The sequence below is a fragment of the Pigmentiphaga kullae genome, from assembly GCF_004216695.1.
GTDB lineage: Bacteria > Pseudomonadota > Gammaproteobacteria > Burkholderiales > Burkholderiaceae_B > Pigmentiphaga > Pigmentiphaga kullae.
Genome location: NZ_SGXC01000003.1, coordinates 1077294 through 1090566 on the forward strand (window position 1 = coordinate 1077294; position 13273 = coordinate 1090566).

The 13273-nt window shown below is 69.2% G+C and carries 11 protein-coding genes; 9 read left to right on the forward strand and 2 right to left on the reverse strand.

All coding sequences use genetic code 11. The annotated features are described in order from the left end of the window. The first annotated feature begins 4 nt into the window (after positions 1-4). Complete coding sequence (locus EV675_RS27850; protein WP_130361863.1) at positions 5-988, forward strand: Bug family tripartite tricarboxylate transporter substrate binding protein; 984 nt, start codon at positions 5-7, stop codon at positions 986-988. A gap of 29 nt (positions 989-1017) precedes the next feature. Here EV675_RS27850 and EV675_RS27855 read toward each other — a convergent pair whose 3' ends face one another. Next, positions 1018-2454: an NAD-dependent succinate-semialdehyde dehydrogenase gene (locus EV675_RS27855; RefSeq protein WP_130361864.1), complete on the reverse strand. Its 1437-nt coding sequence runs from the start codon at positions 2452-2454 to the stop codon at positions 1018-1020. Then, positions 2451-4190, reverse strand: a complete 1740-nt coding sequence (locus EV675_RS27860; protein ID WP_130361865.1) for a thiamine pyrophosphate-binding protein — start codon at positions 4188-4190, stop codon at positions 2451-2453. The genes EV675_RS27855 and EV675_RS27860 overlap by 4 nt, the downstream gene beginning before the upstream one ends. Positions 4191-4364: 174 nt before the next feature. Between EV675_RS27860 and EV675_RS27865 the strand changes: the two genes are divergently transcribed. From EV675_RS27865 to EV675_RS27900, 8 genes are all read left to right on the forward strand, one after another. Beyond that, on the forward strand, positions 4365-5069 hold the full coding sequence (locus EV675_RS27865) for a Crp/Fnr family transcriptional regulator (RefSeq protein WP_130361866.1): 705 nt from the start codon (positions 4365-4367) through the stop codon (positions 5067-5069). A 115-nt stretch (positions 5070-5184) separates the two neighbouring features. Beyond that, complete coding sequence (locus EV675_RS27870; protein WP_130361867.1) at positions 5185-6726, forward strand: acetolactate synthase large subunit; 1542 nt, start codon at positions 5185-5187, stop codon at positions 6724-6726. Between the two features lie 107 nt (positions 6727-6833). Continuing rightward, a complete protein-coding gene (locus EV675_RS27875; RefSeq protein ID WP_130361868.1) occupies positions 6834-7352 on the forward strand; it encodes an SRPBCC family protein in 519 nt (172 codons plus the stop codon). Further along, positions 7336-7665 carry an ArsR/SmtB family transcription factor gene (locus EV675_RS27880; protein ID WP_130361869.1) on the forward strand — a complete coding sequence of 110 codons (330 nt, stop codon included), beginning with the start codon at positions 7336-7338 and terminating at the stop codon, positions 7663-7665. Before EV675_RS27875 ends, EV675_RS27880 begins: the two co-directional genes overlap by 17 nt. 139 nt (positions 7666-7804) lie before the next feature. Beyond that, a complete protein-coding gene (locus tag EV675_RS27885; protein ID WP_124690046.1) occupies positions 7805-8266 on the forward strand; it encodes a (2Fe-2S)-binding protein in 462 nt (153 codons plus the stop codon). A 13-nt stretch (positions 8267-8279) separates the two neighbouring features. Continuing rightward, on the forward strand, positions 8280-10526 hold the full coding sequence (locus tag EV675_RS27890) for a xanthine dehydrogenase family protein molybdopterin-binding subunit (protein ID WP_130361870.1): 2247 nt from the start codon (positions 8280-8282) through the stop codon (positions 10524-10526). A 37-nt stretch (positions 10527-10563) separates the two neighbouring features. Continuing rightward, a complete protein-coding gene (locus tag EV675_RS27895) occupies positions 10564-11535 on the forward strand; it encodes an AraC family transcriptional regulator (protein WP_423213250.1) in 972 nt (323 codons plus the stop codon). A gap of 67 nt (positions 11536-11602) precedes the next feature. Beyond that, entirely contained in the window at positions 11603-13267 is a 1665-nt protein-coding gene (locus EV675_RS27900) for an isovaleryl-CoA dehydrogenase (protein ID WP_130361872.1), read from the forward strand. Positions 13268-13273 lie beyond the last annotated feature (6 nt).

Consider the following 13273-nt stretch of genomic DNA (forward strand, 5'->3'; position numbering starts at 1 on the left):
AAAAATGAGACACCAAGCGATGAAGTACGCCTTCGCGTTGTTGGCGGGGGCCTGTGCCTTGCCAGCCATGGCGGCGGCACCCGAAGGCAGCTTTCCGGCAAGGCCCATTACCCTGGTCGTGCCGTTCGCGGCGGGCAACGTCGCCGACGGCATTGCCCGCATCGTCGCGAACGCGCTGGGCGAGGATCTCGGCCAGCAGGTCGTCGTGGAGAATCGTCCTGGCGCGGGCGGGATCGGGGCGATCAGGCAGGTGGCCGCCGCGGCGCCCGATGGCTACACGGTGATATACATCGGCGTCGGGACGGCGATCAGCCAGTCGTTGTTCCGCACGCCTCCCTACGATATCGAAAAGAGCTTCGTGCCGATTTCGACCATGACGAGCAACGATGTGTTGATGCTCGCCAGCAGCAAATCCCGGCTCAAGAACGTTCAGGACGTGGTCCGCGAAGCGAAGGCCAAGGGCGACCGGTTCACCGTGGGCATATCGCTTATCGGGACGCTGCAGCACCTGACCGCCGAGCTGTTCAAGTCGAACGCGAAACTCGACTACACCATCGTCCCGTTCAAGACGGCGGCGAACCTGAACACCGCCTTGCAGAGCGGCGACATAGATATCGCATTCGAGTACCTGCAGCCGATGTACGGCCTGATCGCCGATGGCGGACTGAGCGCATTGGCCATAGGCAACGGCACGCATCGCTCCCCCCGGCTGCCGGACGTGGCGACGTTCACCGAGCTGGGCTATCCCAAAGTCCAGGTCGCGTCCTGGGGGATGCTGCTGGCTCCCGCGAAGACGCCCGACGCGGTGGTGGAGCGCCTGAACAAAGGGATGCAGAACGTCTTGAACAATCCGGAGATCAGGGCGCGCCTCGAGAGCAACGGGTCGCGTGTGCTGGGAGGGACGACGGCGCAGGCGCGCGAGCTGATATCCAGCGAAATCGCCCGGTGGCGGAAGGTGATCCAGGACGCCAGGATCGAATTGCAGTAGGCGGTGCCCGGCGCGGGCCGGGCGGCGGCCTACACGTTCATCACGGACACCACGCGCGTATTGAGGTGGGCTTCCACGGCTTCCGGCCCGCCGTCCGAGCCGTAGCCCGAATCCTTCACGCCGCCGAAGGGCAGCTCCGGCCATGCGGCGGCGGGCTGGTTGATCCACAGCATGCCGACCTCGACGCGCTGCGACAACGTGTGCGCGTTCTTCAGCGAGCGCGTGAACGCGTAGCCCGCAAGCCCGTAGGGCAGCCGGTTCGCTTCGGCGATGGCCTCATCCAGCGTCGTGAAGCCGCGTACCACGGCGATCGGGCCGAAGGGTTCGTAGTTGAGCAGCTTCGCGTCCAGCGGCACGCCGGTGAGGACGGTCGGCGCCCAGAAGTTCCCAGCCTGGCCGAGGCGCTCGCCGCCGGCCTCGACCGTGGCGCCGCGTCGTATCGCGTCGTCGGTGAGTTCGCCCATCGCCGCGAGCCGGCGTGGGTTGGCGAGCGGCCCCATCTGCGTGCCCGCGGCGAGTCCGTCGCCAACCTTCAGTTTCCGCGCGTGGGCGGCCAGGGCGGCGGCGAAGTCCGCGCACAGACTCTCGTGCACGAGGAAGCGGGTAGGCGAGATGCAGACCTGGCCGGCGTTGCGGAACTTGGCGCCGCCGGCGGAGCTGATCGCAAGTTCGATGTCGGCATCGTCGGCCACGATGACCGGGGCATGGCCGCCGAGTTCCATCGTGACCCGTTTCATGTGCTGGCCGGCGAGCGCGGCGAGTTGCTTGCCAACTGGTGTCGACCCCGTGAACGAGACCAGGCGGATGGCCGGATGGGCGATCAGGTAAGCGGAAATCTCGGCCGGATCGCCGTAGACGAGGCCGATCACGCCCGGCGGCAGTCCCGCATCGGCGAAGGCTCGAACCAGGGCGGCCGCGGCCGCGGGCGTTTCCTCGGCGGCTTTCAGAATGATCGAGCAACCCGCCGCCAGCGAGGCCGCCACCTTGCGCGTGGCCTGGTTGATGGGAAAGTTCCAGGGCGTGAACGCCGCCACCGGCCCCACCGGATCCTTCAGCACCAACTGCCTGGCACCCGGCACGCGCGAGGGCACGATACGCCCATAGATCCGCAGCGCTTCGTCGGCGAACCATTCGATCATTTCGGCCGCCATCGCGGCTTCGTTCCTGGCTTCGGGCAGGGGCTTGCCCTGTTCCTGGGTGATGATGGCCGCGATGTCCGGCGCGCGCTCGCGCAGCAGCGTCGCCGCGTGTCGCATGAGCCGGGCGCGCTCGGCCGCCGGCGTGTTCCGCCAGGTGTCGAAGCCTTGCCGCGACGCAAGAAGCGCGCGGTCGAGATCGGCCATCCCCGCGTGGCTGACGCGGCCGATCTGCACGCCGGTGGCCGGGTTGACGACGGCCAGGGTACGGCCATCGGCCGCGTCTTGCCATTGGTTGGCGATGAAAAACCGTGTGTCGGAATAGCTCATGCGGGTCCCGCCTCGCGCGCCTGCTTCGCCTGAAGCTCCAGGGCCTGGGTGCGCAACTGGGTCAATGTGGAGGAAGGAGTGATCGCCTCGGGGTCGATCACGCAGTGCAGCAGGCTGGGCAGGCCCGAGGCCAATGCCCGGCGCAGCGCGGGGCCGCAGTCTTCAGCGGTGGCGAGCCGCTCGGCATACCCGCCGAATGCGCGGGCATAGGCGACGAAGTCCGGGTTGCGCAGGGTCGTCGCGGACACTCTTCCCGGGTATCCGCGTTCCTGGTGCGCCCGGATCGTGCCGTACATCCCGTTGTCGATCAGCAGCACGATCAGCGGCAGCTCGTATTGGACCGCCGTCGCGAACTCCTGCCCGGTCATCAGGAAGTCGCCGTCGCCGGCCAGCACTACCACGGTTTTGTGCGGATACAGCCGCTTGGCGCCCACGCCGGCGGGAAGCCCATAGCCCATGGAGCCCGAGGTCGGCGCCAATTGGGTGCCGTAGGCCTCGAACGGCCAGAATCGCTGGCCCCAGGTACAGAAATTCCCCGCGCCGTTGCAGATGATCGTGTCGCGGGGAAGTTCCTCCTGGAGCGCGCGCATGACGGCGGGCATCTTGAGTTCGCCCGGAACCTGGATCGGCGACAGGTCGCGCCATCGCCGGGCATCGGCAGCGGCATCGCGTACCCAGTCGCCGGCTGCGGGTCCGGGCTCGGCCTGCAATGAAGCGACGCTGGCGCAAAACCCCCGCGGCGTCGCATTGATGGCCAGGTGCGCCCGATACACGCGGCCGAGTTCGTCCGGATCGGCGTGCACGTGCACGAGCTTCTGCGCGGGGTTCGGCACGTCCAGCAACGAATACCCCTGGGACGGGGCCTCGGACAGGCGGCCTCCGATCAGCAGGACGAGGTCGGACTGCCTGATCCGGTCCAGCAATCGGGGGTTGGTACCGAAGCCGAGTTCTCCCGCATAGCAGGGATGCGACTGCGGAAACAGCATCTGCCGCCGGAACGAACACACCACGGGCAGTTGGAAGGCCTGGGCGAAGCCCTGGATGCGCTCGACGTCCTCGGCCGACCAGCGGCTGCCGCCGAGGATGGCCAGCGGACGCCGCGCCTGGGCGAGCAGTGTCCGCAGTTGTTCGATCTGCGCCGGCGCCGGATAGGTTTCCGTCACCTGGTAGGGAAACGCGTCCCGTACGTCGACGGTGTCGGTCAGCATGTCTTCCGGCAAGGCCACGACCACCGGACCCGGGCGGCCGGAGGTGGCGACATGGAAGGCGCGCGACACCAGCTCGGGAATCCGCCGCGCATCGTCTATCTCGACCACCCATTTGGCCATGCTGCCGAAGACGGCCGGGTAGTCCAGCTCCTGAAAACACTCGCGGCCCTTCATGTCGCGCGCGACCTGGCCGACGAACAGTATCATCGGCGTCGAATCCTGGCTCGCGACGTGGACGCCGGCCGCGGCGTTGGTGGCGCCGGGACCGCGCGTCACGAAGCAGATGCCGGGGGTTCCCGTCAGCTTGCCCTGGGCCTCGGCCATCATCGCCGCGCCGCCTTCCTGCCGGCATACGGTGACGGCTATGGGGACGTCGAGCAAGGCATCGAGTACGGCGAGATAGCTTTCCCCGGGAACGCAGAAAATGTGCTGGACGCCGTGCAGCGCGAGCTGGTTGGCCAGGACGGCACTGGCGGTTCGCCCGGCGGCGGGGCCGGAGCCTGGGGGGGACGGTGGCGTCACGTTCATTGCGGGTCCTTGATAGCATTGCCTCTGGGCAAGAGCAGGCTGGCGGGAAGTGTAGGTAGCCAGGCAGGCCCCCAACAACGGCCAAGGCAAGGCGATTGTCGTGTTTGTTGCTATGTATCCGGCGGGAGATAGGCTCTCCTGGCGTCCCAGGCAGGTACGAGGAAATCCGAGGTTATGGAAAACACGTTGGTCAGGCTGGTGATCTCCCAGTCGGAGCTTTTCTCCACATGGCCCGCGGAAGTGGTCTCGCGCCTCGTCGCGGCGGCGGACCTGTGCACGGTCGAGGCCGATAGCTGCCTGATCAGGACGGGGGACACGGCCGATTTCCTGTACATCCTGGCAACGGGGTCCATCCGTCTGGTCCGGGGGACGCCGTCGGGCAGGAACTTCACGGCGGGACTGCACCTGCCCGGGGACTACCATGGCCTGGGGCCGGTCCTGACCCAGGTGCCGTATTTCTATACGGCGATGTGCAAGCAGAAGAGCATCCTGGTCCGTATCCCCGCGCCGCTGCTGCGCGAAATCCTGTGCGAGGACGGCAGGCTGTCGTTCACGCTGTTCGCCGGCCTGGGCCAGCGTCACCGGCGCGCACTCGATCACTTCGAGAGCGCCGCGACGCACCCGACGAATGCCCGGATCGCGCAGTTGCTCAAGGCCATCCATGCCCGGTCGCGGCGCGGCATGGAGTCCGCCGACGTCAGCCTGTCGCAGGTCGAAATCGCCACGATGCTGGGAACGCGCAGGCAGGTGGTCAACCGGGTGCTGCGCGCCATGGCGGATGACGGCATCGTCGAGATCCGCTATGGAAAGCTCTCCATCGTCGATTGGGAAAAACTGGAGAAGCTGGCGGGGGAGCCGTCGTTGCCGTCGTTGGAGTAGCGGGCGGCCCGGAAAGCACGTGCAGGTGCAACAAAGGAGACAATTGCCCGGCATCGTCCATCGCCCGTCACGGCGCTGGATGCCAACATGACGCCATGAACACGGAGACATGCGGATGAACGGCGCGAAGAGCCTGGTGGAAACCTTGTTGGCCGCCGGGGTGGATACCTGCTTCGCCAATCCGGGGACGAGCGAAATGCATTTCGTCGCCGCGCTGGACCAGAGCCCCGGAATGAAGTGCGTGCTCGGCTTGCAGGAGAACATCGTCACCGGCATGGCCGATGGCTATTTCCGGCTGGCCCGCAAGCCCGCCTGCACGTTGCTGCACTGCGGCCCCGGCCTGGCCAACGGCATGGGCAACCTGCACAACGCGCGCCGCGCGCGCAGCGGCATCGTCAACATCGTGGGTGACCAGGCGACCTACCATCGCCCCTACGATGCGCCGCTGACCGCGGATACCGCCGGCATGGCGCGGACGGTTTCGGCCTGGGTGCGCACCAGCGCCGGGACTGTTGATCTCGGACGGGACGCGGTGGAGGCGGTGCGCGCGGCGCGCACCTTCCCGGGGCAGATCGCGACGCTGATCCTGCCCGCCGACGTGTCCTGGCAAGAGGGGGGCGTGCCCGGGGAACCCATGGATCCGCCGTTGCCCCCGGCCATCGACGGCCAGGCGGTCGAGGCGGCGGCGCGCCTGCTGCGCGATCGCCGCGACGTGTTGATCCTGCTGGCGGGGCATGGCGTGCTGAGCGAGGCGCAGGGTTTTGCCTGGCGGGTCGCCCATGCGACGGGGGCGGCGGTGATGGCCAGCTATGTGACCGCGCATCTGGCGCGCGGCCGCGGCCGCATGCCGCTCGAACGGGTGCCCTATGGCATGGACCACGCCATCCAGGCGCTAGATCGGTACAGGCACATCATCCTGGTGGGCGCCGAGCCGCCGGTGGGTTTTTTCGGTTATCCCGGCAAGCCGTCGATCCAGTACCACCCCGAGACCCGGTTCCATGTCCTGGCCCGCCCGGACCAGGATCCCGTCGAGGCGCTGCGGGCGTTGGCGCAGGCGCTCGATGCGCCGGAAGTTGCCATGCCGGATCCCGGCCCGCGTCCGGCCCCTGGGGCCGGCACGCCCACGCCCGAAGGCCTGGCGCGGACGCTCGCGGCCACGATGCCCGAACATGCCATCGTCTCGGACGAGAGTATTTCCTACGGCCGGGGTTTCTATAAGTTCACGCACGCCGCGCCCGCCCACGACTGGCTGCATCTGGCGGGCGGCGCCATCGGCGATGGCATGCCCGTGGCCACCGGCGCCGCGCTTGGCGCCTGCAGGCAGCGCAGGGTGATCAATCTGCAGGCGGACGGTTCCGCCATGTACTCGCTGCAGTCGCTGTGGACGCAGGCGCGCGAGGCGCTGCCTGTCACCACCATCATCCTCAACAACCGCAAGTACAACATCCTGATCGGCGAGTACGCGAGCGTGGGCGCGACGCCGGGCGAGACGGCGATGAGCATGCTGGACCTGGGCAACCCGTCCCTCGATTGGGTCAGGCTTGCCCACGGCATGGGCGTCGACGCGGCGCAGGCCACCACGCTGGAGCGTTGCGCGGACCTGATGAAGAGCAGCTTCGGCAGGCAGGCGCCGTTCCTGATCGAACTGATGGTGTGACATCGCCAGGCCGGAAAGCCGGTTTCGGTAAGCGTGTGCAACAGAAACGTTGCGCGTCTGGCCGGACCTGTATATTGCAACCAAATGGTTGCAATAGGAGTTCCGCCATGACATCGCTCGACCGCATCGAAAAGCAGGTTGTGTTGCGCGCGCCGGTCGAGCGCGTGTGGCGCGCACTGACCGACATCCAGGAGTTCGCCCAGTGGTTCGGCGTCAAGCTGGACCAGCCCTTCGCCCCCGGCCGCGCCATCACCGGCAGCTTCGAGGGCGGGTTCGACCAGGACGAGATCGCGCGCTACCAGGCCTCGCTGGGCCTGCAGCCGGCGGCGATACGGCAGCCGCTTCCGCATGAGGTGTTCTGCACCGTCGAGCGCATGGAAGCGCCGCGCGTTTTCAGTTTCCGCTGGGTGCCGTTCGGCATCGATGCCGAGTGCGATCCCGAGCAGGAACCCACGACCCTGGTCGAGTTCCAGCTGGAGACCGTGCCCGAGGGCACGCGGCTGACCATCACCGAGTCGGGATTCGAGCGCGTGCCGGCGCACCGGCGCGAACGCGCCTTCATGATGAACGACGGCGGATGGGCCGCCCAGGCCGACAACATCCGGCGCCATGTCGAAGGGGCGTGAGCACGAGCTGGCGCGGGTGTTCGCCGCGCTGGGCGACGCGACCCGGCTGGCCCTGGTCGCCCACCTGCTGGCCGGCGGGGCCTTGTCGGCCACCGCGCTGGCCGAAGGCCGGGACATCTCGCGGCAGGCCATCGTCAAGCATCTCCAGGTGCTGGAAGCGGCGGACCTGGTCGTGCGCGCGCGCCAGGGCCGCGAGGTGCTGTACACCCTCGATCCACGCCGCGTGGACGAGGCCAGGGCCTTCCTGGACGCGGTCTCGGCCGGGTGGGACCGCGCCATCGGGCGCTTGAGGAAACTCGTCGAGGCGCCGTGACGTTTCTGGCTCGACCTGGCGTTTGCAGGATCAGGCAAAACACAGGCAGGAATCGGTATTGTCCCCAAGTGGCCGCCTTACGTAACCTCTGTCCCGGGCCGGATAAGGATCCGGCATCTTTTCAGCAGGGGACGTGGCAATGGCGATTCAGCTCGAGATCAATGGCAAACAGACTGCGCTGGACGCGCCCGGCGAGATGCCGCTGCTATGGGCCCTGCGCGATCTGGCAAACCTGACCGGCACGAAATACGGATGCGGCATGGCGCTGTGCGGCGCCTGTACCGTGCACGTCGACGGCGCGCCGGTGCGCGCCTGCGTGACGCCGGTTTCCTCGGTCGAAGGCAAGCCGGTCACGACCATCGAAGGCGTGGGCAATGACGCCGTGGGCCGCGCGGTGCAGGCCGCCTGGCAGGAGTTGGACGTCGTGCAATGCGGCTACTGCCAGTCGGGCCAGATCATGTCGGCTGCCGCTCTGCTGCGCACGAATCCGCGTCCCACGGACGAGGACATCGACGGGGCGATGAGCGGCAATGCGTGCCGCTGCGCGACCTATGTCCGCATCCGGGCCGCGATCCATCGCGCCGCCCAGGCGCTGGCTTGAGGAGGAAGGCATCATGATCTTCACCCTCGACAACACCACGGATCGCCAGCAAGCCTCGCTGGTCAATGTCAGCCGTCGCCGCTTCGTACAGGGCGCGGGCGTGCTGGTGCTGGGCTGGCAGCTGCCCGGCGCCCTGGCCGCGGCGCAACCGGTGGGCAAGGGGGAGGCCTTCGTGCCCAATGCCTTCCTGTCCATCGATGCCCAGGGACGCGTAACGGTGTACGCCAAGCACGTGGAGATGGGGCAGGGCGCCTACACGGGCCTGGCGACCCTGGTGGCCGACGAGCTGGACGCCGACTGGGCGCAGGTGGGGGTCGAAGGCGCGCCCGCCGACACCGCGCGCTACAAGAACCTGGCCATGGGCATACAAGGGACCGGCGGCAGCACGGCCATGGCCAACTCCTTCAAGCAGATGCGCGAGGCGGGCGCCGCCGCGCGCGCCATGCTGGTCGGCGCGGCGGCGCGTGCCTGGAAGGTCGATCCGGCCACGATCACCGTGCGCGCCGGCGTCGTGCGCCATGCCGCCTCGGGGCGGCAAGCCCCGTTCGGCGAACTGGTCGAGGCTGCGGCGGCGCAGCCGGTGCCGGCCAGCCCCAGACTCAAGTCGCCCAAGGAGTTCGGCCTGATTGGCAAGGCGTCGCTGCGGCGGACGGATTCGGCCGACAAGGTGCACGGCCGCGCCCGGTTCACGCAGGACGTCAAACTGCCTGGCATGCTGGTCGCCATCGCGGCCCATGCGCCGCGCTTCGGTGCGACCGTGGCCGGCTACGACGCCAGCGCCGCGCTGGCCATCCCGGGCGTGGTGGCGGCGATTCCCTTCGAGGGTTCGGCGCACCGCTCGGCCGGCGTGGCCGTGCTGGCGCGCAATACCTGGGCCGCCCGCACCGGCCGCGATGCCCTGAAGGTGCAGTGGGACGAGAGCCGCGCCTACACCGAGGGCAGCGAGGAACTCCTGGCCCGGTACCGCCAGGCCGCCGCGCGTCCCGGCCTGCCCGCCGCCGCGCGCGGCAACGTCGAGGCCGCGTTCGCGAAAGCGGCCAAGGTGATCGAGGCCGACTACGAATTCCCGTTCCTGGCACACGCCAGCATGGAGCCGCTGAACTGCGTCGTGCAACTGGGCGACGGCCGGTGCGAGATCTGGAACGGCGAGCAGTTCCAGACCATGGACCAGAAGGCCGTGGCCGATTATCTCGGCATCGCGCCCGAGCGCGTCACGATCAACCAGTTGTATGCCGGCGGCAGCTTCGGCCGGCGCGCGAGTCCGCAGGCCGACTACGTGCTCGAGGCCGTCGCCATCGCGCAGGGCGCGCGCAAGGCGGGGTTCGATGCCCCGGTCAAGATGGTGTGGACGCGCGAGGACGACATGCGCGGCGGCTACTACCGGCCCGCCTACCTGCACCGCGCCCGGCTCGCGCTGGACGAGCGGGGCAGGCTGCAGGCCTGGCAGGTGCGCGTGGTCGGGCAGTCGCTGATCAAGGGTTCCGCGTTCGAGGAATTCATGATCAAGAACGGCATCGATGCGACCTCGGTCGAGGGTTTGTCCGACCTGCCCTACGGCATCCCCAACCTGAGCGTGGAGCTGCATACCCCCGACGATGTGCGGGTGCCCGTACAGTGGTACCGGTCGGTCGGGCATACGCACACCGCGTTCACGGCCGAGACGCTGGTGGACGAGGCGGCGCATGCCGCGCGCCGCGATCCGGTCGCGCTGCGGCGCGAATTGCTCAAGGGCCATCCGCGCCACCTCGCGGCGCTTGAGACGGCGGTGCGCGCCGCGCAATGGGACCGGCCGCTGGCGGCGGGCAAAGACGGCGTGCGCCGGGGCCGGGGCGTGGCGGTGCACGAGTCCTTCAACAGCGTGGTCGCGCAGGTGGTCGAGGTGAGCGTGGATGCCGGGGGCGAACTGAAGGTGGACCGCGTTGTGTGCGCCGTGGCGTGCGGGCTGGCGATCAATCCGGACGTGGTCAAGGCGCAGATGGAGGGCGGCATAGGCTTCGCGCTGTCGACCGCGCTGCACGGCGCCATCACGCTCGACAAGGGGGCCGTCGTGCAGAGCAACTTCCACGACTATCCCGTGCTGCGCATCAACGAGATGCCGCGTGTCGAGGTGCACATCGTGCCCTCCCAGGACGACCCCACCGGCGTGGGCGAGCCCGGCGTGCCGCCGCTGGCGCCTGCCCTGGCCAACGCGATCTTCGCGGCGACCGGAGAACGCGTGCGGGCCCTGCCGATCCGCACGCCTTTGCGCAAGGCGGTCTGAGCATGGCAATATCGTCGCTCCGAGCCTGTTTCCCGCGATGACCATGTCCCAGCCGGCTCTTCCCGCCGATACCGTTCCATCGGACGAAGCCCCAGGACGGCTGGCCGCCGCGCGGCGCGAGCTGGCCGGCCGCATCGCGCGGCACGCGCCGGCCGATGGGACGCATCCCAGCGCGTATCCGGGGCTGTCGTTCGTGCGCTTCTCCGGTCCGTCGGCATCCAATTGCGGCTTCTACCGGCCTTCGCTGACGATCGCCGCGCAGGGCGCCAAGCGCGTCGAACTGGGCGAGGCCGTCTACGAGTACGACGAACGCCACTTCCTGCTGTCTTCGTTCGACCTGCCGGTGCAGGCCCGCATCACCTGTGCGTCGCGGGTCGAGCCCTATCTGTGCGTGGCGCTGGACATCGACCCGCAGCGCCTGGGCGAACTGGTGGGCGAGCACGGCCTGCCGCCGGCGCCGGAGGCGCCCGGCATGCGGGGACTGGCCGTGGGCACGACGCCGGTCGCCCTGATCGAGCCCATGCTGCGCCTGGTGCGCCTGCTGGACACGCCCGAGCATCTGCCGGTGCTGGGGCCGCTGGCCGAGCGCGAGATCCTGTACCGGGTGCTGACCGGCGAACTGGGGCGGCGACTGCGCCAGGCTGCCCTGTCGGCCGGGGCTTCCAGCCAGATCGCCCGCGCCATCGCCTGGATCAAGGAGAACTACACCGTACCGCTGCGCATCGAGGCACTCGCACAGGCGGTCAACATGAGCCCGTCGTCGCTGCATCACCATTTCAAGGCCGTCACGGCCATGAGCCCGCTACAGTTCCAGAAGCAACTGCGGCTGCGCGAGGCGCGCACGCTGATGCTGTCCGAACTGCTGGATGCCGGCAGCGCGGCCCGCCGCGTCGGTTATGAAAGCGCGTCGCAGTTCAGCCGGGAGTACAGCCGCCTGTTCGGCTCGCCGCCCCTGCGCGACGTGGCCCGGCTGCGCGACGGCGATCCGGCGGAAACCGTGGCGGCCTGAGCCCGCGGGCCCCCGGCGCTACACTCGAGGCATGGCGACGATGCCGCCGCGGCGGCGGGGAGCGATCATGACGGACTGCGACCGGGACGATGCTTTCAACGTGGTGGAGCCGTGCGCCGGCTACAACCTGTACGACACCGATCCCGCGCTGCGGGAAGCGGTCCGGCGCGAAGGGGCCGGCCATGCCGAGGCATCCCTGCGCGAGCAGGGGCGCTGGCTGGGGAGCAGCGAGGCCATCGACGCTGGCCGCGACGCCAACGAACATCCGCCGCGCTTCGTGCCCCTGGATCCGGTCGGGCGCCGCATCGACGAAGTGCGCTTCCATCCCGCCTGGCACGTCCTGATGACGGACATCGTCGCGCGCGGACTGCATTCCGGGCCATGGGCGGCGCCCGCGCCGGGTGCCATGGTCGCGCGGGCGGCGGGCTACCTCATGCAGGGCCAGGTCGAGGCCGGCACGCTGTGCCCGACCACCATGACCTTCGGCGCGATTCCCGTGCTGGCGCGCGAGCCGGCCGGAGACATCGATTTCGCCCGCGACTGGCTGCCGCGCCTGCATGCCCGCCACTACGATTGTTCCGATGCGCCCGTTGCCGACAAGCGCGGCGTGCTGATCGGCATGGGCATGACCGAGAAACAGGGCGGCTCGGACGTGCGGACCAACACCACCCGGGCCGTGCCATGCGGGGCGCCGGGCCGGGGACGAGGCTATCTGCTCGACGGCCACAAGTGGTTCTATTCCGTGCCCCAGTCCGACGCCCATCTGGTACTGGCCCAGGCCGATGAAGGCCTGTCGTGCTTCTTCGTGCCGCGCTACGCGCCCGACGGCCGCCGCAACGGCATCCGCATCCAGCGCCTGAAGGACAAGCTGGGCAATCGCAGCAACGCCAGCGCCGAGGTCCAGTTCCACGGCGCCTGGGGCGCCATGCTGGGAGAACCGGGGCGTGGCATCGCCACCATCGTCGAGATGGCCACCTACACGCGGCTGGACTGCGTGCTGGGCAGCGCCGCGCTGCTGCGGCAGGCCACGGTCCAGGCGCTGCACTTCTGCTCGCGGCGTCAGGCGTTCGGCCGGCCGCTGAGCCGGCAGCCCTTGATGCGCCACGTCCTGGCCGACCTTGCATTGGAAAGCGAGGCCGCGACCGCGCTGGGGCTGCGGCTGGCCCGTGCCTACGAGTCCGATGAGCCGCTGGAGCGGGCCATACGGCGCATCGTCACGCCGGCGGCCAAGTACTGGGTCTGCAAGCGCGCCGTGTCGGCCGTCGCCGAATGCATGGAGGCCTGCGGCGGCAACGGCTACGTCGAGGACGGCCCGATGCCCAGGCTCTACCGCGAGGCGCCCGTCAACGCGATCTGGGAAGGGTCGGGCAACGTCATGTGCCTGGACGTGCTGCGCGCGATCCGGCGCGATCCGCAGGCGTTCGAGGCGCTGGGCGAACATCTGCGCGAGCGCGGCGGCGGCAGTCCGGAGTTCCGCTCGGCCTGGCAGACCTGGATGGACCTATGCGCGGGCGACGGCCAGGCCGAGTTCAAAGCGCGCCGCATCGCCGGCCTGCTGGCCGGGCTGATGCAGGCGGCGCTGCTGCTGGAGGCGCCGGGCGGCCTGGTGGGGGAAGCCTTCGTGGCGGCGCGGCTGGCGCAGGCCAGCTGGCTGTACGGAGACAGCGACACCGGCCACGGCGACGCGGTGTGCGCCGAGCTGCTTGCGCGCGCGTGGCCTCCGGGGGATTGACTTCGA